The organism is Seohaeicola nanhaiensis (assembly GCF_042654245.1).
Taxonomy (GTDB): domain Bacteria; phylum Pseudomonadota; class Alphaproteobacteria; order Rhodobacterales; family Rhodobacteraceae; genus Seohaeicola_A; species Seohaeicola_A nanhaiensis.
On record NZ_JBHSGI010000002.1, the window covers coordinates 490,162 to 513,522 of the forward strand.

The 23,361-nt window shown below is 61.1% G+C and carries 24 protein-coding genes; 22 read left to right on the plus strand and 2 right to left on the minus strand.

Annotated elements, in window-relative coordinates; all coding sequences use genetic code 11:
* Positions 1-32 precede the first annotated feature (32 nt).
* The 6 genes from topA to ACFO5X_RS02575 all read left to right on the plus strand — a co-directional run bounded on the left by topA (position 33) and on the right by ACFO5X_RS02575 (position 6,133).
* Positions 33-2,633, plus strand: a complete 2,601-nt coding sequence (topA, locus tag ACFO5X_RS02550) for a type I DNA topoisomerase (RefSeq protein ID WP_380715580.1) — start codon at positions 33-35, stop codon at positions 2,631-2,633.
* 142 nt (positions 2,634-2,775) lie between these two features.
* Entirely contained in the window at positions 2,776-3,342 is a 567-nt protein-coding gene (locus ACFO5X_RS02555; protein WP_380715582.1) for a L,D-transpeptidase, read from the plus strand.
* Between the two features lie 104 nt (positions 3,343-3,446).
* Positions 3,447-4,151, plus strand: a complete 705-nt coding sequence (locus tag ACFO5X_RS02560; protein ID WP_380716365.1) for a CoA transferase subunit A — start codon at positions 3,447-3,449, stop codon at positions 4,149-4,151.
* Positions 4,152-4,154: 3 nt separating this feature from the next.
* Positions 4,155-5,177: a PAS domain-containing protein gene (locus ACFO5X_RS02565; RefSeq protein WP_380715584.1), complete on the plus strand. Its 1,023-nt coding sequence runs from the start codon at positions 4,155-4,157 to the stop codon at positions 5,175-5,177.
* A 52-nt stretch (positions 5,178-5,229) separates the two neighbouring features.
* A complete protein-coding gene (locus ACFO5X_RS02570) occupies positions 5,230-5,853 on the plus strand; it encodes a CoA transferase subunit B (protein WP_380715586.1) in 624 nt (207 codons plus the stop codon).
* Positions 5,846-6,133 carry a GNAT family N-acetyltransferase gene (locus ACFO5X_RS02575; RefSeq protein WP_380715589.1) on the plus strand — a complete coding sequence of 96 codons (288 nt, stop codon included), beginning with the start codon at positions 5,846-5,848 and terminating at the stop codon, positions 6,131-6,133. The genes ACFO5X_RS02570 and ACFO5X_RS02575 overlap by 8 nt, the downstream gene beginning before the upstream one ends.
* A gap of 1 nt (position 6,134) precedes the next feature.
* On the opposite strand, the gene ACFO5X_RS02580 is transcribed toward ACFO5X_RS02575, so the two are convergent.
* Positions 6,135-6,992, minus strand: coding sequence for a lytic transglycosylase domain-containing protein (locus tag ACFO5X_RS02580; RefSeq protein WP_380715591.1), 858 nt, complete (start codon positions 6,990-6,992; stop codon positions 6,135-6,137).
* A complete protein-coding gene (locus ACFO5X_RS02585; protein WP_380715593.1) occupies positions 6,989-7,327 on the minus strand; it encodes a hypothetical protein in 339 nt (112 codons plus the stop codon). Before ACFO5X_RS02585 ends, ACFO5X_RS02580 begins: the two co-directional genes overlap by 4 nt.
* Positions 7,328-7,352: 25 nt before the next feature.
* Here ACFO5X_RS02585 and ACFO5X_RS02590 point away from each other — a divergent pair, with 25 nt between their 5' ends.
* From ACFO5X_RS02590 to ACFO5X_RS02665, 16 genes are all read left to right on the plus strand, one after another.
* Complete coding sequence (locus ACFO5X_RS02590; protein ID WP_380715595.1) at positions 7,353-7,535, plus strand: hypothetical protein; 183 nt, start codon at positions 7,353-7,355, stop codon at positions 7,533-7,535.
* Between the two features lie 294 nt (positions 7,536-7,829).
* Entirely contained in the window at positions 7,830-8,012 is a 183-nt protein-coding gene (locus tag ACFO5X_RS02595) for a hypothetical protein (protein WP_380715597.1), read from the plus strand.
* Between the two features lie 94 nt (positions 8,013-8,106).
* A complete protein-coding gene (locus ACFO5X_RS02600) occupies positions 8,107-8,289 on the plus strand; it encodes a hypothetical protein (RefSeq protein WP_380715599.1) in 183 nt (60 codons plus the stop codon).
* Between the two features lie 161 nt (positions 8,290-8,450).
* The gene (gene cpaB / locus ACFO5X_RS02605) at positions 8,451-9,308 is read left to right on the plus strand and encodes a Flp pilus assembly protein CpaB (protein WP_380715600.1); all 858 of its coding nucleotides are present in this window, start codon (positions 8,451-8,453) and stop codon (positions 9,306-9,308) included.
* A gap of 195 nt (positions 9,309-9,503) precedes the next feature.
* On the plus strand, positions 9,504-10,925 hold the full coding sequence (locus ACFO5X_RS02610) for a type II and III secretion system protein family protein (protein WP_380715602.1): 1,422 nt from the start codon (positions 9,504-9,506) through the stop codon (positions 10,923-10,925).
* A gap of 16 nt (positions 10,926-10,941) precedes the next feature.
* Complete coding sequence (locus ACFO5X_RS02615) at positions 10,942-11,574, plus strand: OmpA family protein (RefSeq protein ID WP_380715606.1); 633 nt, start codon at positions 10,942-10,944, stop codon at positions 11,572-11,574.
* Positions 11,575-11,775: 201 nt separating this feature from the next.
* Positions 11,776-13,017 (plus strand): CpaE/TadZ family protein, encoded by a 1,242-nt coding sequence (locus ACFO5X_RS02620; RefSeq protein WP_380715608.1) that lies wholly within the window; start codon positions 11,776-11,778, stop codon positions 13,015-13,017.
* Between the two features lie 23 nt (positions 13,018-13,040).
* The gene (locus ACFO5X_RS02625; RefSeq protein ID WP_380715610.1) at positions 13,041-14,498 is read left to right on the plus strand and encodes a CpaF family protein; all 1,458 of its coding nucleotides are present in this window, start codon (positions 13,041-13,043) and stop codon (positions 14,496-14,498) included.
* Entirely contained in the window at positions 14,498-15,466 is a 969-nt protein-coding gene (locus ACFO5X_RS02630) for a type II secretion system F family protein (protein WP_380715612.1), read from the plus strand. The genes ACFO5X_RS02625 and ACFO5X_RS02630 overlap by 1 nt, the downstream gene beginning before the upstream one ends.
* Positions 15,467-15,478: 12 nt before the next feature.
* Entirely contained in the window at positions 15,479-16,462 is a 984-nt protein-coding gene (locus tag ACFO5X_RS02635; RefSeq protein WP_380715614.1) for a type II secretion system F family protein, read from the plus strand.
* A 52-nt stretch (positions 16,463-16,514) separates the two neighbouring features.
* The gene (locus ACFO5X_RS02640; RefSeq protein WP_380716366.1) at positions 16,515-17,057 is read left to right on the plus strand and encodes a tetratricopeptide repeat protein; all 543 of its coding nucleotides are present in this window, start codon (positions 16,515-16,517) and stop codon (positions 17,055-17,057) included.
* A gap of 27 nt (positions 17,058-17,084) precedes the next feature.
* A complete protein-coding gene (locus tag ACFO5X_RS02645) occupies positions 17,085-17,933 on the plus strand; it encodes a tetratricopeptide repeat protein (RefSeq protein WP_380715615.1) in 849 nt (282 codons plus the stop codon).
* Between the two features lie 4 nt (positions 17,934-17,937).
* Positions 17,938-18,468, plus strand: a complete 531-nt coding sequence (locus tag ACFO5X_RS02650) for a prepilin peptidase (RefSeq protein ID WP_380715617.1) — start codon at positions 17,938-17,940, stop codon at positions 18,466-18,468.
* Positions 18,469-18,561: 93 nt separating this feature from the next.
* Positions 18,562-19,869 (plus strand): P-loop NTPase family protein, encoded by a 1,308-nt coding sequence (locus tag ACFO5X_RS02655; RefSeq protein ID WP_380715619.1) that lies wholly within the window; start codon positions 18,562-18,564, stop codon positions 19,867-19,869.
* A gap of 53 nt (positions 19,870-19,922) precedes the next feature.
* The gene (locus ACFO5X_RS02660; protein ID WP_380715621.1) at positions 19,923-20,747 is read left to right on the plus strand and encodes an NAD(P)-dependent oxidoreductase; all 825 of its coding nucleotides are present in this window, start codon (positions 19,923-19,925) and stop codon (positions 20,745-20,747) included.
* Between the two features lie 63 nt (positions 20,748-20,810).
* Positions 20,811-23,219, plus strand: a complete 2,409-nt coding sequence (locus tag ACFO5X_RS02665; RefSeq protein ID WP_380715622.1) for a ligase-associated DNA damage response DEXH box helicase — start codon at positions 20,811-20,813, stop codon at positions 23,217-23,219.
* The last annotated feature ends 142 nt before the right edge of the window (positions 23,220-23,361 follow it).

The window sequence follows — 23,361 nt, forward strand, 5'->3', positions numbered from 1 at the left end:
GCCCTGCGCTTGTTCGAGAGGTCTGTCGCTAAATGCCCGTAGTTGTTGTGGAATCGCCTGCAAAAGCCAAGACGATCAACAAGTATCTCGGGCCCGGTTACACGGTTCTGGCGTCTTATGGCCACGTTCGCGACCTTCCGCCGAAGGATGGATCGGTCGATCCGGACCACGATTTCGCCATGACCTGGGAGATCGGAAACGACAGCAAGAAGCACGTCAAGGCGATTGCCGACGCGCTGGCCGAGGATGGTGAACTGATCCTGGCCACTGACCCTGACCGCGAGGGCGAAGCGATTTCCTGGCACCTTCAGGAGGCGCTGACGAAGCGGAAGTCGATCAAGAAGGATACCTTGGTCAGCCGCGTTACCTTCAACGCGATCACCAAGACCGCCGTTGCGGAAGCGATGAAGAGCCCGCGCCAGGTCGACATGCCGCTGGTCGAGGCCTATCTGGCGCGCCGCGCTCTGGACTATCTGGTCGGCTTCACCCTGTCGCCGGTGCTCTGGCGCAAGCTGCCTGGTGCCAAATCGGCCGGGCGGGTGCAATCGGTCTGCCTGCGTCTGATCGTCGAACGCGAGATGGAGATCGAGGCTTTTCGCGCCCGGGAATACTGGACGGTCAAGGCTCTTCTGACCACGCCGCGCGGACAGGAGTACGAGGCGCGGCTGACGGTTCTGGCGGGGAAGAAGCTGGACCGTTATGACATCGAAAACGCTACCCAGGCCGAGCTTGCGGTGCAGGCGGTTAACAGCCGGGACCTGACGGTCACATCGGTCGAGGCGAAACCCGCCAGCCGCAACCCCTCTCCGCCGTTCATGACGTCGACACTTCAGCAGGAGGCCAGCCGCAAATTCGGGATGGGTGCACGCCAGTGCATGAATGCGGCGCAGCGGCTCTATGAAGCCGGTCACATCACTTATATGCGGACCGACGGCATCGACATGGCGCCGGAGGCCGTCGCGGCGGCGCGCGAGGCGATCGGTGCGCGATACGGCAAGGAATACGTGCCGGCCCAGCCCCGCATCTACAAGAACAAAGCGAAGAACGCGCAGGAGGCGCATGAATGCATCCGGCCCACCGAAATGGCCGCCGATGCGGATAAGCTGAAGCTGAAGGATTCCGACCAGGCGCGGCTTTACGATCTGATCTGGAAGCGCACCCTGGCCTGCCAGATGGAATCCGCGCGCCTGGAGCGGACAACGGTCGATGTGGGCAGCCGCGACGGCCAGGTCGAATTGCGCGCCACGGGCCAGGTGGTTCTGTTCGACGGCTTCCTCAAGGTCTATGAGGAAGGCCGCGACGAGGTCCCAGACGAGGACGACAAGCGCCTTCCGCAGATCGCGCAGGGCGAGAAGGCGGAGAAACGATCGGTTAGCCCAGAGCAGCATTTCACCCAGCCGCCGCCGCGCTATACTGAGGCGACTCTGGTCAAGAAGATGGAAGAGCTGGGAATCGGCCGGCCTTCGACCTATGCCAGCGTGGTCACGACGATTCAGGAACGCGAATATGTTCGCAAGGACAAGAACCGGCTGATCCCCGAGGACAAGGGGCGGCTGGTGACGGCCTTTCTGATCAACTATTTCCAGAAATACGTCGGCTACGATTTCACCGCCTCGCTGGAGGACGATCTCGACCACGTGAGCGCGGGTGAGGCGGACTACAAGACCGTGCTGTCGCGGTTCTGGCGCGATTTCTCGGCAGCCGTGGCGGAAACCGCCGAACTGCGCATTACCGATGTGCTGGAAACCATCAACGAGGTGCTGGCGCCGCACCTTTTCCCACCAACCGAAGACGGCAGCGACCCCCGGCGATGCCCGAACTGCGGTGAAGGAAGGCTTTCGATGCGCACCGCGCGCTCGGGTGGGGCCTTCATCGGATGTTCGAACTATCCCGAATGCCGATACACGCGCCCCTTCGGCCCCCCGGGGACAGAAACCGATCAGGTCTCGCCCGACGGCAAGGTTCTGGGCGAGGATCAGGGCGAGTTGATCACGCTGCGCTCGGGGCGGTTTGGTCCCTATGTGCAGCGGGGCGAGGCAACCGAAGAGGTTCCGAAACCGCCGCGCGCCTCGGTGCCGAAAACCTGGGAGATCGACAGCCTGGACCTCGACAAGGCTTTGCAACTGCTGAGTCTGCCGCGCGAGGTGGGTCCGCATCCCGAGGACGGCGAGATGATCGAAGCGGCCATCGGCCGGTATGGGCCTTACGTGAAGCACGGCAAGATTTACGCCAACCTGCCGAGCGTCGAAGAGGTCTTCGAGATCGGCATGAACCGTGCCGTCGAGGTTCTGGCGCTCAAGGCCGCGAGCCGGGGCGGGCGCAGCGGGGCGGCGGCCAAACCGCTGAAAGAGCTCGGCGATCACCCCGATGGTGGGCCGGTGCTGGTGATGCCGGGCCGGTATGGGCCCTACGTCAAATGGGAAAAGGTGAATGCCACCCTGCCCAAGGAGGTCGAGCCCGAAACGGTCACGCTGGAACAGGCGCTGGTTCTGATTTCCGAGAAGGGGTCTAAGGGCGGCAAGAAGAAAGCCGCCCCCAAGAAGGCGCCGGCAAAAAAGCCTGCCGCGAAGAAGACCGCGACCAAGAAACCTGCGGCCAAGAAGGCCCCGGCGAAAAAGGTGGCGTCTGAGTAGGGCATCAGGCCGAATAGCGTGGTGAGGTCACTGTTGTGACCTTTCCGCCCACATATTCAGGTTCAACCATATGTGATTTCTGTTTTGTGCACCGTCCTGATTGGATAAAAGCAGAAGAAAAAGCACGACCACAGGCAAACCCATGTCCCAGATATCCCGCCGCGGCCTTCTGACCGCTTCCGTTGCATTCGTTGCCGCGCCCGCGATTCTCCGCGCCCAGACCGTTGAGCCGGAGCACGAGGATTTTAGCCGCCATAACATTTCGAGCTTTTCCAACCAGCGCTGGGAGGATCACTTCCAGACGCCAGGCAAGGTGAGCATCGTGGCCGACACGGTGTCGCGCGCCCTGCACTGGTGGAGCGCGGATGGCAGCGATTATCGTGTTTACCCCACGTCCGTGCCCCGCACGGACGAGTTGACCAAGCGCGGCTACACCGAGATCGTGCGCAAGAAGGTCGGGCCGTCCTGGACGCCCACGGCCAGCCAGATGGAGCGCTATCCGGACTGGAAGCCGATTCCCCCGGGTCCGGAGAATCCGCTGGGTACCCATGCGATGTATCTGGCCTGGCCCGCGTATATCATCCACGGCACGCACGACACGCGGAAAATCGGACGGCGCAGTTCTGACGGGTGCATCGGCCTGTATAACGAGATGATTGCTGAGGTCTTCGAGATCACTCCCATCGGGGCGCAGGTTCGGGTGATCTGACGCCAGTTCGAACCCGGCGCTCCGACGCTGACGCGGATTGCCCTCCGTTGACTCTGCTGCCGCAGCGCGGCATCAAAGTTCCGTACAGGATGGAGGCAATCCGAATGAAAAAAGTCTACGAGTCCGCAGCCGCGGCGTTGGACGGAGTTCTGTTCGACGGCATGCTCATCGCCGCCGGCGGCTTTGGTCTCTGCGGCATTCCCGAGCTGCTGATCGCGGCGATCCGCGATGCCGGGACAAAGAACCTGACCGTGGCCTCCAACAACGCCGGGGTCGACGATTTCGGACTGGGCCTGCTGCTGCAGACCAAGCAGGTCAAGAAAATGATGTCTTCCTACGTCGGCGAAAACGCCGAGTTCATGCGCCAGTATCTGAGCGGCGAGCTCGAACTTGAGTTCAATCCGCAAGGCACCCTGGCCGAGCGGATGCGCGCTGGCGGCTGCGGGATCCCAGGTTTCTACACCAAGACCGGTGTTGGCACGGTGATCGCCGAGGGCAAGGAAGTGAAGAATTTCGACGGCCAGGACTACATCCTGGAAAAGGGCATCTTCGCCGACCTCTCCATCGTCAAGGCCTGGAAGGCCGACGATACCGGCAACCTCGTCTTCCGCAAGACTGCCCGCAACTTCAACCCGCCGGCCGCCATGTGCGGCAAGATCTGCGTGGCCGAAGTCGAAGAGATCGTGCCGCGCGGCAGCCTCGACCCTGACATGATTCACCTGCCAGGCATCTACGTCCACCGCCTGATTCAGGGGGAGCACGAGAAGCGCATCGAACAACGTACCGTTCGAAAGCGCGAGGTCGCCTGACGCATGGAAGACATCGCTGGCCCTCCGACGGAAAACGGCGCGTCGATCGCCGTGCAGATCGTCCTTTCGGCCCCGTTTCCGATGGTGTTGACTGACCCGCGCCTGGAAGACAATCCGATTGTCTTCGTGAATCGGGCCTTTGAAAAGGCCACCGGCTATTCGGCGGCTCAGGCCATCGGGCGCAACTGCCGGTTCCTTCAGAGCGCGAAAACCGATCCCAAAACCGTTCAGAGGATTCGGGATGGCATCGCGAAGGGAGAAGAGGTTTCAGCCGATATCCTGAACTGTCGCGAGGACGGGTCGCCGTTCTGGAACCGTCTGCTGATCGCTCCGCTCCGCAACGAACAAGGTGAAGTGCAGTATTTCTTCGGTGTGCAGAAGGTGCTTGGAGAGCCGCCCGAGGCAGAGGCCGACGAGAAGCTGAACTTCATGCTGCGCGAAATCCAGCACCGGGTGAAGAACCATCTGATGATGGTGGTGGGCCTGATCCGCCTGCATTCGCGCGAGGATGTTCCGGCAGAAGCTTTCGAGAAGCTGGCCCGTCGGGTGGAAACCCTTCAGCTGCTCTACGAAGAACTCAACGCCAGTGGCGGCGAGAATCGCGACGCGGTGGCCCTTGGCGGGTACCTCAGCCGCATCGTCAATTCGCTGTCCGAATTGGGAGGCGGCGGGAGCCTGCTGGTCGATCTCGACATCGACAGCTTTACGGTTCCTCTGGAGGTTGCTGTGAATTGCGGGCTGATCATTTCGGAAGCGACGACCAATGCGATGCAACATGCGTTTGTCGGCCGCGAGGCGGGACATATTCGCCTGAGCGTGCACGAGAACAACGCAGGCGATATGCGCGTCGAACTGGCCGATGACGGTGTAGGCATGCCGAAAGATGCGGAATGGCCTAACAATTCAAGCCTTGGCGGGCGCATTATCCAGCAGCTTGCCAAGAGCATGGACGGTACGCTCCGCATGGCCAGCGGGCCGCGCGGCAGCGTTGTGACATTGAGAATACCCCGCATCAAGCGGGATTGACCCCTACCGGCGGTGACTTTGCTGCCGGTTTTGCATCCGATTGGAGGACGACATGCCCTGGGACCGCAACCAGATGGCCGCTCGGGCGGCAGAGGAACTCGAAGACGGAATGTACGTGAACCTTGGCATCGGGATCCCGACGCTGGTGGCGAACTATGTCGGCGACAAGGACATCACCCTGCAATCCGAGAACGGGATGCTGGGCATGGGCCCCTTCCCCTTCGAGGGCGAAGAGGACCCTGACCTGATCAACGCCGGTAAGCAGACGATCACCGAACTGTCGCGCACCTCGTATTTCGACAGCGCCACCAGCTTCGGCATGATCCGCGGCGGCAAGATCGCGGCGGCGATCCTTGGGGCGATGGAAGTCTCCGAGACCGGCGACCTCGCCAACTGGATGATTCCGGGAAAGCTGGTCAAGGGCATGGGCGGAGCGATGGATCTCGTGGCCGGTGTCGGCAAGGTGATCGTCGTGATGGACCACGCCAACAAGGCCGGTGAATCGAAGGTTCTGAAAGCTTGCACCCTGCCGCTGACCGGCAAGGGCGTGGTCGATCGCATCATCACCAACCTCGGCGTGCTTGACGTGGTGCCGGGCGGGCTGAAGCTGGTGGAACTGGCTGATGGCGTCAGCGAGGCAGAGTTGCGCGCCGCGACCGAGGCGACGCTTGTCTGACGCCATTGTTCATGAAAGGGGCGAAACGAAGGGGCGCTATGTCCTGAGGCGCGATGGCGCCGAGGCAGAGCTGACCTACTCCATAGTTTCGCCCCAGCTTGTCATTGCAGATCACACAGGCGTGCCGGTTTCGATGCGCGGCACGGGGGCCGGCAGGCTGCTGGCCGAGCGACTGGTCGAGGATGCCCGGTCCGGCGGCTGGAAAATCGTGCCGCTGTGTCCCTTCGTGAACGCCCAAAGACGCAAGCATCCGGAATGGGCGGACGTGTTTTCGGAGTAGGTCAGTTCATCGCCACGAAAACGCAACCGTCCGAAATCAGCTCGGGCGGCGTGCGGCACAGCCCGCTGGCGACTTTCCAGGCCGCCAGCACCTTTGGTACATAGTCACGCGTTTCCGCGTAGGGTGGAACGCCCTTGTGGGTCTTCACGGCGCCCTCGCCCGCGTTATAGCCGGCCAGCGCCAGAATCGGGTCGTTGTCAAATTCCTTCATCAACCAGTCGAGATATTTGACACCGCCAGCGATGCTCTGATCGGCGGCCAGACGGTCGATCACGCCGAAACGTGTGGCCGTGTCCGGCATCAGCTGCATCAGGCCGGCCGCCCCTGCCCCGCTTATCGCGTCACTGCGGCCCGCGGATTCGACGGCGATCACCGCGAGTACTAGTGCCGGAGACACCGACGTGCCCACGGTCGATCTGAGGATTGGTGCCCCCTGTGCCCGGGCAATCTCCTGCAGGGTCTGCAGCCGGGGCGCCGAGACCTTATCGGAGTTCTGGAGCGCGCGCATCGCCTGGGCCAGACGGCCCGGCCCAGCCCCCGTCAGCGCGGGCGAGACCTCGCTCCAGAACCAGTCATAGGAACCGCCAGCGGCCTTTGGGGCGGCATCGTCGTCGTCTGCTTCGCCTGTGGCCTTTTGCATGGGCGGCCGCGCCGCAAGAAGGGCCGCCTGCTCGACCGGGTCGATCTGGACGGTGATGCGCGGCCGTTGCGGGTTGGCAGGTACCGCGGTGGCTGCGCCCGGCACCTTGATCCGCTTGGCCGCGAACTCGGGGAACGGCTGGGGCGCCTCTCCGAGAACGAAGGAGGGCGCAAACAGCGTCATGACCGTTAGAGCGGCCGATCGGGTCAAAATCTTCATGTCAGGTCTCGACTGCTCGAACCTTGTTTTCTTTGGTCGGGATCTTTGGCGGTAGCTGCGAAGATTTCCACATAATAGCGTCCGAACTGCGGCTTTTTTCGCTTTATGGATCCAAATTGCATCTGCCAGCCGGGCTGGAAGGGGCGGAAAATCATTAATTTTCTTATTTTTGTCAATGAGTTATGACATAACCCCATGAAACCCGAGTTCTTACCAAAAATTCCCGCTTTTGGCCCAATTCCTGCCATGTGGTTCGGCAACAAATGCCCATCGCGACGGACTGGAACCGAAGAGAGAGTGTGGTTCCGACCCGGACGTTGCGTGCTGAGTGACAACCCATGATCCTTGGAGGGACATGTTATGATGAAATTTCTGAAGAAATTCCGCAAAGACGAAAACGGCGCCGTCACGGTGGACTGGGTCGTTCTGACCGCAGCCGTCGTCGCCCTGGCCGGTGCGGCCTATTCGTCGATCCAGACCGGCGCCGAGAAACTGACCTCGGAAACCGGTGCCTACATTGAAGGAAAAGCTCCCAGCGACTGATACGGTTGTAAAAGATCGATGGTCTAGGGCCGCGCTCGACAGAGCGCGGCCTTTCAGCTTTTCGCGACACCCAGATTGAGCGTTCCCTGTACACCATTAAGTCCTCTGGATTATTTCACAAAGGTGTTGCGACTGTTGCCAAAAGCCGGCGACGAAGCACTAAAATTCAATAAAGCCGCCCCAATGCTGCCCCAATCGAACGGCCAATTAGGCACATGCCACGACGGAGAGACCAGTTCATTGGTCATGAGACCGGCGAGGATGTGACCACGTGATCCTATGGAGGGACCAAACATGATGAAGTTTGTGAAGAATTTCCGCAAAGACGAAAACGGGGCCGTCACGGTCGACTGGGTCGTTCTGACGGCAGCTGTCGTCGCCCTGGCCGGTGCTGCCTATTCGTCGATTCAGACCGGCGCCGAGAAACTGACCTCGGAAACCGGTGCCTACATTGAAGGAAAAGCTCCGTCCGATTGACTCGTGCAGACGTAGGTTTGCTGGAGGGCCATGTCTTTCACCGAAGATGTGGCCCTCGCCCAAAAGACCCAAGGACATTCCTGAGAGGTTAAAAATGCGCAATCAAATTCGTAAATTTCTTCGTAGAGAAAGTGGCGCTGTCACAGTGGATTGGGTTGTCCTGACTGCAGCGGTTGTTGCGCTGGCCGGTGTTGCCTACACGTCGATCCAAACGGCTTCCGGTGGGGTGGGCAACGGGGTTGGCGAGTATCTTTCGGCGAAACAAGTCGGGAACTGATCCCGACCTTCGCAGGGATACGCGTTGCATCTAGCTTTGCCGCGCCACCGGTCCTCCCATTTTTGGCCACAATCCGGGGCTACCCTCAGAACAGTCAACACATCCGAGTCCAATGACTCGCCGCCAGGGTATCGGTGGTTCAACCATGGAGAAGTCACGGAATGCGTGCGGTTTTCGGACTGGTTCTGATCGTCGGCATCGCCCTCGCTGGGGGCGCTGTCATGATGGCCAAGAAATATATCGGCGAATATCAGGCCGAACTGAATCGCGAGCGCGCGGCGCGTCAGGCGATTGTGCCCACAGTGCCGGTCTACGTTGCCACGCGTCAACTGAAATACGGTGAACCGCTGACCGAGGATGCGATCCGCGCCGTAAAGTGGCCGGTGAACGCGGTTCCCGAAGGCGCCTTCACCGATCTCGCCGTCCTGTTCCCGCCCGATGTGGTCGAAAAGCGCTATGTCTTGCGTGCGATGGAAAAAGACGAAGCCATCATGGTCCTCAAGGTCACCGCGCCCGGAGAGGATGCCGGCATCAACTCGCGCCTCGAGCGCGGGATGCGGGCCTTCGCGATTCCCGTCGATGTCGCCTCGGGTGTGTCTGGCTTCCTGCGGCCGGGTGACCGCGTTGATGTCTATTGGACCGGCAGCCTGCGTGGGCTGACTGACAACGCCGCGGGCGATTTCACCAAGATGATCGAAGCCGGCGTCAAGGTGATCGCCATCGACCAGTCCGCCAATGGCGAGATCGAAGCTGGAACGATTGCGCGGACCGTGACCGTGGCGGTCAGCCCCGAGCAGGTCGCGGCATTGGCCCAGGCCCGGTCGAGCGGCAAACTGTCCCTGTCGCTGGTCGGCGCGGCGGACGATACGATTGCAGCTGCCATCGAAGTCAACCAACGGTCGCTGCTTGGCATCAGCGAAATTCAGGCCGCCCCGGCCAAGGCCGAAGAACAGGTTTGCACGATCCGCACCCGGCGCGGCGCCGAAGTGGTGGATCTGCCAATTCCCTGCACAAACTGATGAACTGAAACAGTTTTCCAGGAACAACGGGGCGTGTGGACAACACGCCCCGTTTTTTCGTTGTTGCCGGTTGTCCACATAAGGAGGGGCCCGGAAACCTCTGATTATTGCAATAAATCACGAACTGCCGCACAGTCACCTTCAGACCGGGCGACAAAGACCCGACAATGAGGCGTGATCGGAGAGGCAGGTCACATGACATTTCATGATTCACTCAAGGCAGCCCTCATGGGGCTTGCTCTGGCGTTTGCGCCCTTCGTGGGTGGCGCCCAGGCCGAAACATTGACGGTCGTCAAGAAGGGCAGCGCCGCGACGCTTGATGTTCCGATGAACCGGGCCATCGTGGTCGAAAGCGACGTCTCCTTTTCCGAACTCAGCATCGCCAATCCGGGCATCGCGGATATCTCCTCCTTGTCGGACCGCACGATCTATGTGCTGGGCAAGTCTCCGGGGATGACCACGCTCACGCTTCTGGACGCGGCCGGGCGGCTGATTACCAACGTCGAAGTGCGCGTCTCGGCGGATGTCACCGAATTCAAGGAACGCCTTGGGCAGATTCTTCCCGGCGAGAGGATCGAGGTGCGCACCGCCAATGACGGCATCGTCCTCTCCGGTGTCGTGTCCAGTTCCCAACGCCTGCAACGGGCGCTCGACCTCGCCGAGCGCTATGCGCCCGACCGCGTTTCGAACCTGATGAGCGTCGGCGGCGTCCAGCAGGTCATGCTCAAGGTCCGCTTCGCCGAGATGCAGCGCGCCGTCTCCAAGTCGCTCAGTTCGTCGCTCAGCCTTTCCGGCAGCGTATTCGGAAACAACGCCGGCCTCACCGGTGGCACCAATACCCTGAACAACCAGCCAGCTGTCACCAGTTCGCAGGGCGGCAACATCCCAGCCGTGAATGACAACAACGGTGCCGTACTCTTTGGATTTAACGCGGGCTCGCTGCAAGTTGGCCTGTTGCTGGAAGCGCTGGAACAGAAGGGCGTCGTGCGGACCCTTGCGGAACCGAACCTCACCGCACTTTCCGGCCAGGAAGCCAAGTTTCTTGCCGGCGGCGAATATCCCATTCCGGTGGCACAGGATAACGGCGCGATCTCGGTCGAGTTCAAACCATTCGGTATCGAGCTGAACTTCACACCCCGCGTGGTCGATCAGGACGTGATCAACCTCGAGCTGATGGCGGCTGTTTCGGCCATCGATCCGAACAACGGCGTGAACTTCAACGGCTTCCAGATCGACGCCTTCAGCCGGCGCGAGACGTCGACCACCGTCGAAATGCGGGACGGCGAGAGTTTTGCCATTGCCGGCCTGATCCAGGATGACTTTCTGGACAGTGTCGGGCAACTTCCCTGGATCGGGGACGTTCCGGTTCTGGGAGCCCTGTTCCGCAGTTCTTCCTATCAGCGCAAACAGACCGAGCTGGTGATCATCATCACCGCCCATTTGGTGACCCCGACGCGCGGCGAGGCTTTTGCCCTGCCCACCGACCGGGTGATCCCGCCCAGCGAGAAATCGCTGTTCCTCTATGGCAAGACCAGCCGCGCCAAATCCGGCAACGCTGCCGCTAACGAAGTCGCCAAGCAGGACTTCAGCGGTTCCTACGGATATGTCCTGGACTGATCGGAGGATCGGGAAAATGTGGAAGTATGCTACGACCTTCATGATCGGCCTCGGGCTGTCCGGTTGTTCCCAGGAAGCGGGTCTCGAACCGGGTTCGCGATCGTTGGGCAATGCCAACCAAACCAACGAACTGGTCATGCGTGGCGAGCTTGACTACGCGATCAGCCTTGGCAACCGTTTTGCAAGCGACGTGCCAACGACCGTCACCTTTGCGTTCGACAGCGCGCGGCTGGACCCGGCGTCGATGCAGATACTCGATCAGCAGGCCAACTGGATTCGCCAGTTCCCCGAAGTTCGGTTCCGCGTTTACGGTCACACAGACAAGGTGGGATCGGCCAGCTACAACTATGGCCTCGGCAAACGCCGCGCCGTCGCGGTGGTGAACTACCTCGCGGCGCGCGGAATTAGCCGGTCACGGCTGGAAGCGCTGGTTTCCTACGGCGAGACACGCCCCGTCATCAACACTCAAGACCGGGAACGGCAGAACCGACGCACGGTCACCGAGGTTTCGGGCTTCGTCAAACGCCACCCGACGGTTCTTGATGGCAAATATGCGCAGATCATCTATCGGGAATACATCGCCAGCGCCGTGCCTCCCTCGGGTTTGACCGGGCGCGAGAACACCGGCGGTTTCACGCAAGAACAATAAGAGTGCCGGGCGGCGATCGTCGCCCGGCTCCCTACAATTGGGTTTTTTTGGCCCAATTATTGCCCACATTTCCCGACAGAGTGTCCTCAAAGGGCGACGTGTATTCCGGGTGAAGGAGACACGTCGGCAGAGCAGATGTCATCAGGGTCCGGCGGCCACCCGCCCCCTGATGCTGCCAGGCCCGCAAAGAGGATGAAGGCAATGAGCAGCGCAACGCCGCAACCCGAGACCAATCCGATTGTGGCCTGCACGGTCAGCCGCGACGTTCAGAATTTCGACCTCCTGATCGAGGATATGGAAGCGAACCTTGGTGAGAGCTGGGGTGACCTTGGGTTTGCCGAGGCACTGGCGTTTTTCAGCCAGCCCGAAGCGGAAACCCTGGAATTCATCGCCCTGGCCATCGACGGCGAGGACGAGGACAATCTGATGATGATGGGCGAAATCATCGCCCAGGCCAAGGCGCGCAAGATCAGTGTCATCCTCATTGCAGAAGACGTCACGCCCGCGTCGCTGCACCAGCTCTTGCGCAAGGGGGCCGATGAATTCGTCCCCTACCCGCTCCCGGAACGGGAATTGCAGTCTGCCATCGAGCGCCTCCGCCAGACGCGGTCCGCCCCCGCGGTGGACGCGAATCATCCGCGTGCCTCGCTTGCCGGGGGGTCGGCCAAAGAAGGCGCGCTGCTCGTGTTCCAGGGGCTCGCGGGCGGCGCCGGATCGACCACGCTGGCGGTCAATCTCGCCTGGGAGTTGGCGAACATTTCGAAGACCGACGCCCCCAGTGTCTGCCTACTGGATTTGGACCTGCAGTATGGCTCGGTTTCCACCTATCTCGACCTACCGCGGCGCGAGATCGTCTTTGAAATGCTGTCGGACACCGAAAATCTCGACAAGGACGTCTTTGCCGCAGCGCTGACGCCGTTCCAGGACAAGCTGCAAGTTCTGACCTCGCCTTCGGATATCGTGCCGCTCGACATTTTCACGCCGACCGACATCCAGCGCGTGATCGAGATGGCGCGCGCGCACTTCGACTTTGTTGTCGTAGATATGCCCTCGACGCTGGTACATTGGTCCGAAACCGTGCTTCAGGCCGCGCATGTCTATTTTGCTGTGCTGGAACTCGATATGCGATCCGCACAGAACGCCTTGCGGCTCAAGCGGGCCCTGCAGTCGGAAGATCTTCCCTTCAACAAGCTGCGTTTCGCTCTGAACCGGGCGCCAGGCTTCACGGATCTGTCTGGAAAGGCGCGGGTGAAGCGAATGGCCGAAAGCCTTGGGATTTCGATCGACCTGCAACTGCCCGATGGGGGCAAGCAGGTGGCCCAGTGCGCCGATCACGGAATTCCGCTGGCTTCTTCCGCCGCGAAAAATCCGCTGCGCAAGGAAATCGCAAAGCTGGCGCAGTCCCTGTACGAACTTGGTCAGAGCGACGCTCAGGCCGCCTGACCTCTTCCGGAGTGTAGTCGAACATGTTCAAGCGTTTCAACAAGCCGGACGAAGCTGCCGCCCGGCCCAAGACCAAGTCCATCGAACCGGCACCGGCGGCAGCCGTTGGCGAACCAGAGCTACAGCCCCTGGCGTCATCGTTGCGAAAACCTCTCGCGGTCAAGCCGGCGGAAACCACGGCGATGGACCGGGAACGCAAGCGCAAGGAGCGCATGAGCGAGATCAAGATCGAGATGCACCGCGCGCTTCTCGACAACCTGAACCTCGCCGCGCTGGAACATGCGACCGAAAAAGACCTGCGGGCTGAAATCGCGACCATCGCCGGCGAGTTGCTGGACGAGCGGGGCATCGTGCTGAACCGCGAAGACCGACAGACCCTCAACAAGGAACTTTACGACGAAGTCACGGGTCTCGGTCCGCTCGAAACCCTGCTTCAGGATGACACGGTCAGCGATATTCTCGTCAACGGTCCGCGCCAGGTCTTTGTCGAGCGCAAGGGCAAGCTTGAACTGTCAGACGTCACCTTCAAGGACGAGAAGCACCTTCAGCGGATCATCGACAAGATCGTCTCGGCCGTCGGCCGGCGCGTCGATGAATCAAACCCTTATGTCGACGCCCGCCTCGCCGATGGCTCGCGTTTCAACGCGATGGTTCCGCCCGTGGCGGTGGACGGGTCGCTTGTGTCAATCCGGAAATTCAAGAAGGACAAGCTGGGCATCGACGACCTGGTTGCCTTCGGCGCCTTCACCGAGGAAATGGCGGCCTATCTTCAGGCGGCTGTCGCAACCCGGCTGAACATCATCGTGTCCGGCGGAACGGGCTCGGGCAAGACGACGACGCTGAATGCGCTGTCTTCCTTCATCGACAACTCCGAACGTATCCTGACGATCGAGGACACCGCAGAACTTCAGCTGCAGCAGATCCACGTGGGTCGTATGGAAAGCCGCCCGCCGAACGTGGAAGGCAAGGGCGAGGTGTCGCCGCGCGACTGTCTCAAGAACGCTTTGCGGATGCGCCCCGACCGCATCATCGTCGGCGAAACCCGAGGCGAGGAAGTGATCGACATGCTGCAGGCCATGAACACCGGCCACGACGGCTCGATGACCACGATCCACGCAAACAATCCGCGCGACGGCATTTCGCGCCTGGAGAACATGATCGCGATGGCCGGCATTGAAATGCCGCTGAAGGCCATGCGCAGCCAGATTTCCAGCGCCGTGAACCTGATCGTCCAGGCCAGCCGCCTGCAGGACGGTTCGCGCCGGATGACCTCGATCACCGAGATCACCGGCATGGAGGGCGACGTGATCTCCATGCAGGAGATTTTCAAATTCCAGCGCGTGGGATTGACACCCGACAACAAGATCATCGGCCATTTCACGGCGACCGGCGTGCGCAGCCACTTTTCGGAACGGTTCCGCATGTGGGGCTTCGAGCTGCCTGCCTCGATCTATGAACCCACTGTGGTGAGTACCAGATAATGCAGCTGAGCGCAGAACCGATCATCTATGGCCTGATCTTCGTCGGCGTCGTCGTCCTGGTCGAGGGTCTTTATCTCGTCGCCTTCGGCAAATCCATCAGCCTCAACAGCCGGGTGAACCGCCGGCTGGAAATGCTCGACAAGGGTACCGGGCGCGAACAGGTGCTGGAACAGCTCCGCAAGGAGATGCAGCAGCACATGAAGTCGCGGTCGATCCCGCTGTATTCATTGCTTGCCGACCGGGCCCAGAAAGCAGCCATCGCCTTCACCCCTCGCCAGCTCGTCATGATCATGATCGGGCTTGCCGCCTTCGCCTTTGTCGGCCTGACGATCGGAACCGAGGCAGACCCTGCTCTGCGCGCGGTGGCGTCGGTCAGCATCGGGGTCGGAGGCGTCTATTTCTGGATCAACTCAAAGGCCAAGAAGCGTATGGCCATGATCGAAGAGCAGCTGCCGGATGCCGTGGAGCTTATGGTGCGATCGCTGCGGGTCGGGCACCCTTTCAGCTCGGCGATCTCGATCGTCTCGAAAGAGATCGAAGACCCGTTGGCCACCGAATTCGGAATTATTGCTGACGAATCCGCTTATGGGCGTGACATCGGCGAGGCACTTAAGGACATGGCTGAACGGCTCGACATGCAGGATCTGCGCTTCCTTTCGGTCGCCGTCACCATTCAGCAACAATCGGGCGGCAACCTCGCCGAGATCCTCTCAGGTCTGGCCAAGGTGATCCGTGCCCGCTTCCGCCTGTTCCGCCGCGTCAAGGCGATCACGGCAGAAGCGCAGTGGTCGGGCAAGTTCCTGTCCGGCTTTCCACTCTTCTGCCTCGGCGCGATCATGGTTAACGATCCGGGATACTACGACGAGGTGATCGATCACCCGTATTTCATCCCCGCCTGTTTCGTCGTGGGGATCCTACTGGGGATGAACCTGATCGTCATGCGCGTTCTGACCAACATCAAGGTCTGAGGAGGTCGGCCAATGGAATTTCTCGAACAGATCAATGCATTGTTGACCGATCAGCTTGGAGAGTTCGGCCCCCTCATCGTGGTGGGCGGGCTGGGCGTTTTCATGATTCTGCTGGTCATCCCGCTGATGATGAATCAGCCCGAAGACCCGATGAAGAAGCTGCAGCGCAGCCTGAATGAATCCTCCAAGGCCAAGCCGCAAAAAGAGCGGTTGCGCCAAGGGGGGCGCAACGAACAGCTGCAGAAGTTCGCAACCTTCCTGGAACCGCAGGACGAGAAACAGCTGTCAAAGATGCAGCTGACACTGCGCCAGGCGGGCTACCAGTCGAAGGATGCGGTGCGATTTTATCACTTCGCGCAGCTCATCCTGGGGATTCTCGGGCTGATCGCCGGTTTTGTCTATATCACCGTAGTGAAAGCCGGACAGGAATTCGACACCCAGCAAATGGCGATGTATGTCATCGGCCCCGGAGGGGTCGGGTATTATCTGCCGAAATATTGGGTTACCCGACGGGTCGAAGAGCGCAAGGAAGCCATAACCCGCGGCTTCCCGGACTCGCTCGACATGATGCTGGTTTGCGTGGAAGCTGGCCAGTCGCTCGATCAGTCGATCGTCCGCGTCGCGCGGGAACTTCGGGCCTCGTATCCGGCACTGGCGGACGAATTCGACGTCGTGGCCTATGAAATGAAGGCGGGCAAAGAAAAGAGCCAGGTCCTGCGCGACTTCGGAGAGCGATGTGGCGTGCAGGACGTGTCGTCCTTCGTGACCGTGCTGATCCAGTCCGCCACCTTCGGCACCTCGATTTCGGAAGCGCTTCGCGTATTCGCAGCGGAAATGCGTGACAAACGCGTGATGCGTGCCGAAGAGGCCGCAAACAAGTTGCCAACCAAGATGACCCTTGCGACAATGGGTCTGACGGTGCCACCTCTGCTGATCATCCTTGTGGGTCCATCGGCAAATGGCATCGCCAATCTGGGTGCGATGGGCAAACACTGACAGGACTGAACCGGGTGTGAAAGAGCAGCGCACACCGTTCCTGAACATTCTCATGGCCGTCGTCGCTGCAGCGGCGGTGGCTGGTTGCGTTCCGGACAGAATTCCTGCGCTCAAGGACGGCCCTTTCGCCCCGGGCATTGATCATCGCAAGGAAGCCGAGGACGGCGTTGAGGTCGGCAACCGTCTGATGGCCGCGGGGCAGCATGAACTGGCGCTCGAGGCCTTCACCCGTGCGGCATTGTCCGAAGGGCTGACACCGGAAATTCTGACGGCTATGGGCACTGCCAATCTCGGCCTTGGCCGCCTGGGACAGGCCGAGGACCTATTGCGTCGCGCGCTGAAGGAAGAGGAAGACCGGCCGGAAACCTGGAACAACCTGGGTGTGGTGCTCATGGAACGCGGCAAGGTCACGGAGGCCGGGCAGATGTTTCATCGGGCCTACGCGCTGGACAATGGCGAAAGTGACTCAATTCGGGACAATTTGAGGCTGGCCCTCGAAAAATCCGCAAATCCTGATAAAACTGTGGCACAAAACTACGAATATAAAGTGGTTCAACGGGGGAACGCAGATTTCCTGATCCGTAAGAACCGCTGACGAGGCAGAGCAGCAAAGGACGCAAGAATGCGCCACTTTTTCTCGATTCCCGCAGTATTTGCAGGGGTTTTCGTCCTGTCCGCCTGCGCCGAATCCGGCGAGCAGACGGTCGAACGCGCCTTCCAGGACGTCAACGTTATCGACGAATCCAACTTGAACGACGTGATGCTGACCGTCGCGGATCCGAACGAGGCGGTGACCTATTTCACCCGTTCGACAAAGGCAAACCCCGACCGGATCGACCTTCAGCGTGGTCTGGCGGGATCGCTGGTGCGCGCAAAGCGCAACACCGAAGCCGTGGCGGCTTGGACCAAGGTTGTCTCCATGACCGGAGCGACAAACGAAGACCGGGTTCAACTGGCCGACGCGCAGATTCGTACGAACGAATGGGCTCAGGCGAAATCGACTCTCGACACGATCCCGCCGACCTATGAGACCTTCCAGCGCTACCGGCTCGAGGCGATGGTCGCGGATGCCAACAAGCAATGGAAGAAGTCCGACAGTTTCTACGAAATCGCAGTCGGGCTGACCACGGCGCCGGCCGGGGTGATGAACAACTGGGGATATTCCAAGCTGACCCGGGGCGACTATGCCGAAGCGGAACGGTTGTTCGGCGAGGCGATCCGTTTGGATCAGTCGCTGTTTACGGCCAAGAACAACCTCGTGCTCGCCCGCGGCGCCCAGCGCAACTATTCCATGCCGGTCGTTCCGATGACGCAGGTCGAGCGCGCGCAGTTGCTGCACACGCTGGCGCTGGCGGCGGTCAAGCAGGGCGATACCGAAACTGCCAAGGGGCTGCTGCGCGACGCCATCGCAACTCATCCTCAGCACTTCGAAGAAGCGGTACGATCGTTGCAGGCGCTCGAAACGGCCTGAGAGGATGGAGCCGGGCGATCTTTGGTTCCTGCCTGAACGAATGGCGATCACCGCGTCGTCGGCGTGGTGGTTCCTGCCCTTCGTGCTGCCCGTCTGTCTCTACGTTTGCTTTACCGATCTGCGCGAGATGCGGATCACCAATCAGGCGGTGATTCTTCTGGCTGCGATTTTTGTGGTTGTCGGCCTTATCGCCCTGCCCCTGCCCGAGTACGGGTGGCGGCTGGTGCAGATGGTGGCGGTGCTTGTTGCAGGGTTCGCACTGAATGCCGGGCGCGCCATCGGTGCGGGCGATGCCAAATTCGCGGCCGCCGCTGCACCGTTCATCGCGGGCGGAGATGCGCGTTATCTGCTGGCGATCTTTGCCGCCAATCTTTTGGCGGCCTTCTTTACGCACCGACTGGCGAAATACACGCCGCTCCGCCGCATCGCTCCCGGCTGGAAAAGCTGGAGCATGGGCTGGAAATTTCCGATGGGTCTCTCGCTCGGCGGCACCCTGGCGATCTATCTGATCCTCGGCGCATTCCGAGGCGCCTGAGCGGGCGCGAAAGCCGCCAGTCGGGCACAAAATCGCCGCAAATCCCTGCGACAAGCGCTGGTCTTGAAACGCCCGCCGCACAGGTCCTGATTCATGAACATGCAGCCCACCGGAGTGATGGCCCCTCCTGCCCCCCGCACGCTGGACGAGATGAAGCTGCCCATCGTCATGATGCGCGACATTCTCCTGAAGACGATTTTCCGAAAGAACATAACCGTCGTCAGCGAGTTGTCCGAAGCGATTTGTCTGCCGATCCAGGTGACACAGGAACTGGTGGACATGGCGCGCGAGCAACGTCTGCTTGAGGCGACAGGCACATTGAACGCCAACTCCGGCAACGAGATGGGCTATCAGCTGACGGATCAGGGCAAGGCCCGTGCCCTCGATGCGCTGGCGCAGTCCGAATATTTCGGCGCCATGCCGGTGCCGCTGGAAATTTACCGCGAGCAGGTGGAGCGCCAATCGATCCGCAACATCCAGATCACCCGGGAACAGCTCACCCGCGCGATGGGTCACCTCGTGCTGCCGCCCTCGCTGCTGGACCATCTCGGCCCGGCTGTCAGTGCGGGGCGCTCGATCCTGATGTATGGGCCGCCCGGCAACGGCAAGTCCTCGATCTCGAACGGCATCCGCGACGCCCTGGGCGACCGGGTCTATGTGCCGCGCGCCATCGAATATTCGGGTCAGGTGATCACCGTCTACGATCCGATCGTCCACAATGCCGTCGAGAAGGTGCAGGACGACCCCCATTCCCTGCGCCGCGCCAAGCGGTTTGACAGCCGTTATGTCTGCTGCGAGCGGCCGACCGTGGTGACCGGGGGCGAACTGTCACTGAAGATGCTGGATCTCGTCTACAATCCGACCGCACGCACCTATCAGGCGCCGCTGCAGCTGAAGTCGACCGGCGGTATCTTCATCGTTGACGACCTTGGCCGTCAGGAGGAACCGCCCCAGGCGCTGATCAACCGTTGGATCGTGCCGCTGGAAGAAAGCAAGGACATCCTAGGGCTGCAATCGGGCGAGAAGTTCGAAGTGCCATTCGACACCCTTGTGATCTTTTCGACGAACTTCCACCCGAATGAGATCTTCGACCAGGCCGCGCTACGCCGAATCTTCTTCAAGATCAAGATCGACGGCCCAAGCCAGGAAGACTATCTCAAGATTTTCGCGCTCGTCGCCCGCAAGAAGGGAATGCCGCTCGACGAGGCGTCGCTGGTTCATCTGCTCAAGGTCAAGTATCCGACCATCAACAACATATACGCCAACTATCAGCCCGTGTTCCTGATCGACCAAATGATCGCCATCTGCGAGTTCGAGGGCATCCCATATCAGATGACCCCTGCGCTCATCGACCGCGCCTGGGCGAACATGTTCGTCAAGGACGAGAAGATCGTGAAATAACGGGCTTCCGTCCGTCCCGGCCGCGTGATTTCCTCGCACAGGGGGAGAGCGGCATGACGTTGGACGGAATCGGATTGGCCGGATGCGGCCGCATGGGCGCGGGTATGCTCGCAGCGCTCAGACGGAACGGATTTGATGCCCGTGGATTTGACGTGCGCAAGCCAGAGACATTCGGTGCCTTGGCCGCTTTCGTATCCGACGACGCCGCCGACTTTGGACTCGGTCTCCGCACGCTGATCAGCGTTGTTCGCGACATCCCCCAGACGGAAGAGGTGCTGTTCGGCACTCAAGGCTTTGCCAGAGGGGCGAGTCTGGAGCGCATCATCATCAGTTCGACCCTGTCGCCCCGCTATGTGCGCTCCCTGCGCGGCCGTGTGCCAGCCCATGTCACAGTGATCGACGCACCGATGTCCGGAGCGCAGATTGCCGCCGAAGAGGCCAGGTTGTCCTTCATGCTGGGCGGCACCGACAGCGATCTCGACGCGGCGCAGCCGCTTTTCGCTGCCATGGGGCGCCATTTCCACCGGATGGGCGGTTATGGCGCCGGGATGCAGGCGAAAGTGCTGAACAACCTTCTTGCCGCGGCGCATACGGCGATGACGCGGCTGGTGCTCGACTGGGCGGATGAGGCAGGTCTGGACGAAACTGAATTGCTGACGTTGATCGCCACATCGTCGGGCCAAAACTGGTTTGCCTCTGGCTTTGACAGCATCGAATTTTCGCGCGATGGCTTTGACCCGGAGAATACCATCGGAATCCTGGTAAAGGATGTCGAAAGCGCGCGCGACGCCGCGCCGGAAGGGGCAGATCTTAGGCTGCTGGAGACCGTGCAGAACCGTCTTCGCACTCTGACGCCGCGGGCCCGGCTGCGCGATTAAAAGTTTTCGCACCACGCGCCCCGGCATGTTCCCTTTTCGTTTCGCCGGACCTACATCTGCACTATGAGCTCTCTGCCGAAGGTGATCACCGACTGGTTTGCAACTCGCGGCTGGGCGCCCCATCCGCATCAGTTGGCAATGCTTGCACGGGCGCAGGATCCGGCCACCCTGCTGATCGCACCGACCGGAGGTGGCAAGACCATGGCCGGGTTTCTGCCGACGCTTGCCGAATTGTCCGCTGCCCCGCATCAGGGACTGCACACCATTTATGTTTCGCCGCTCAAGGCACTGGCGGCGGATATAAAGCGCAACCTGACCAGCCCTGTCACAGAAATGGGTTTGGCCATCCGCATCGAGGACCGCACCGGAGACACCTCGGCCACACAGAAACGGCGCCAGCGGGCCGACCCGCCGCATATCCTGCTCACCACCCCGGAAAGCCTTGCCCTCTTGCTGTCCTACGAAGATGCACCCCGGATATTCGCGGGGTTGCAACGCGTGGTGGTGGACGAGATTCATGCTCTGGCGGAAAGCAAGCGCGGCGACCAGCTCTTCCTCGGCCTTGCAAGGCTGCAGAACCTTTGCCCGGGCTTGCGCCGCGTTGGCCTCTCCGCCACGGTCGAGGACCCGGCCTCGATTGCCCATCTGCTGGCGCGGCACCCCGACCCCTGCGCAATATTGACGGCCGATCCAGGTCCACCGCCAGACATTGCCATGCTGGAGACTGACGAGCGCCCGCCTTGGGCGGGGGGCGGCGCGGCCTATTCCATTCCGGCTGTTCTGGCGCAGGTGAAGGCCCACAAAACGACGTTGATCTTCCACAATACCCGCGCCCAGGCCGAGATTTTCTTCCACAACCTGTGGCTGGAAAATGACGAGGGATTGCCGATCGGCATCCACCACGGCTCGCTCGACCGGACCCAGCGTCAGCGGGTCGAGGCCGCAATGGTCCGGGGCGAGTTGCGTGCCATCGTGTGTACCGGCACGCTCGACTTGGGGATCGACTGGGGCGATGTCGATCTGATCATACAGATCGGGGCGCCGAAGAACGTCAAACGTCTGGTCCAGCGAATCGGACGCGCCAATCACCGATATAATGCGCCATCAAAGGCGTTGCTGGTGCCTGCCAATCGGTTCGAAGTGGTCGAATGCGTCGCAGCGCTTGAGGCGGTGCGCGAAGGAGCCCTGGATGGCGAGCCGCGTGGCCCGGGCCCGCGCGACGTGCTCTGCCAGCAGATCCTGATCACCGCATGTTCCGGTCCCTTCGATGCCGATGAGCTTTTCGCCGAGGTGATCACGGCAGGCCCCTACAGTGCGCTCACCCGTTCCCAGTTCGATGCCTGCCTCGATTTCTGCGCGACGGGTGGGTATGCTCTGGCGGCCTATGATCGCTGGAAGAGGTTACTGCGTCGGCCCGATGGGCTGTGGCAACTGCGCGATCCGCGTACTGCGGCCAATATCCGAATGAACATTGGCACCATTCAGGACACCGACACCCTGCAGGTGCGTTTGCGCCGAAGCCGAGGCAACAAACCGCTTGGCGAAATCGAAGAAGGGTTTGCAGCGACGCTCACCGCTGGGGATACCTTTTTGATCGGTGGCCAGATCGTCAAATACGAAGGCCTGCGCGAAATGACGGTTGAGGTCAGCCGAGATGCCCGAAAGAAGCCGCGCATTGCCACCTTCATGGGCACCAAATTTGCGACGTCGACCCAGCTTTCCGACCGAATCCTCGCGCTTTTCGGGCAATCCAGCTGGCCGCAACTGCCGGGTCACACGGCCGAATGGCTTGCGCTTCAGCGCGAGGTGTCGCGGTTGCCGGAGCGGGGTCGCCTGCTGGTCGAGAGTTTTCCCTTCGACGGGCGGGCCCATACCTGCCTTTACGGCTTTGCCGGGCGCAATGCGCAGCAGACCCTGGGCTTGCTGCTGACCAACCGAATGGAGCAGATGGGCCTGCACCCTCTCGGATTCGTTGCAACAGACTATGCGACCTTGATCTGGGGATTGGATCCGCTCGACGATCCTCGCCCTTTGCTAAACCCGCAGGCTTTGCGGGACGGGCTTGGCACATGGCTTGCCGGCAATGCGGTGATGAAACGCACATTCAAGGCGTCTGCCATTATCGCCGGGCTGATTGATCGCAACCGCCCTGGCGGGCGCAAGACTGGCCGGCAGGCGACCTTCTCGTCGGATATTCTCTACGACACACTTCAGAAATACGATCCCGACCATCTCTTGATGCAGATCACGCGTGAGGAGGCTCTGCGCGGACTGGTTGATTTCGGCCGCATCGAAGAGATGCTGACTCGCGTCGGCACGCGCATCGACCATGTGCAGGTCGATCGGGTCACCCCGTTGGCCGCCCCCATGCTGCTGGAAATCGGCAAAGTCCCGGTCGCGGGCGCCGCCGAAGAGCGATTGCTTGCAGAAGAGGCGGCGCGCCTTCTGGAGACGGCTGGGATCGATCAATAGCCATAGGCCGTGTGGAAGGGAGGTCCGAATTGCAAGGGCGAATCAACCTCGCCGCGGCTGGTGGCTTCCTCGCCGCGCCGCCCCCGGGCTTGCCAAGCGTGATCCAAGTCTTCAGGGTCCGTACGAAGCAGTAGGAGGACCC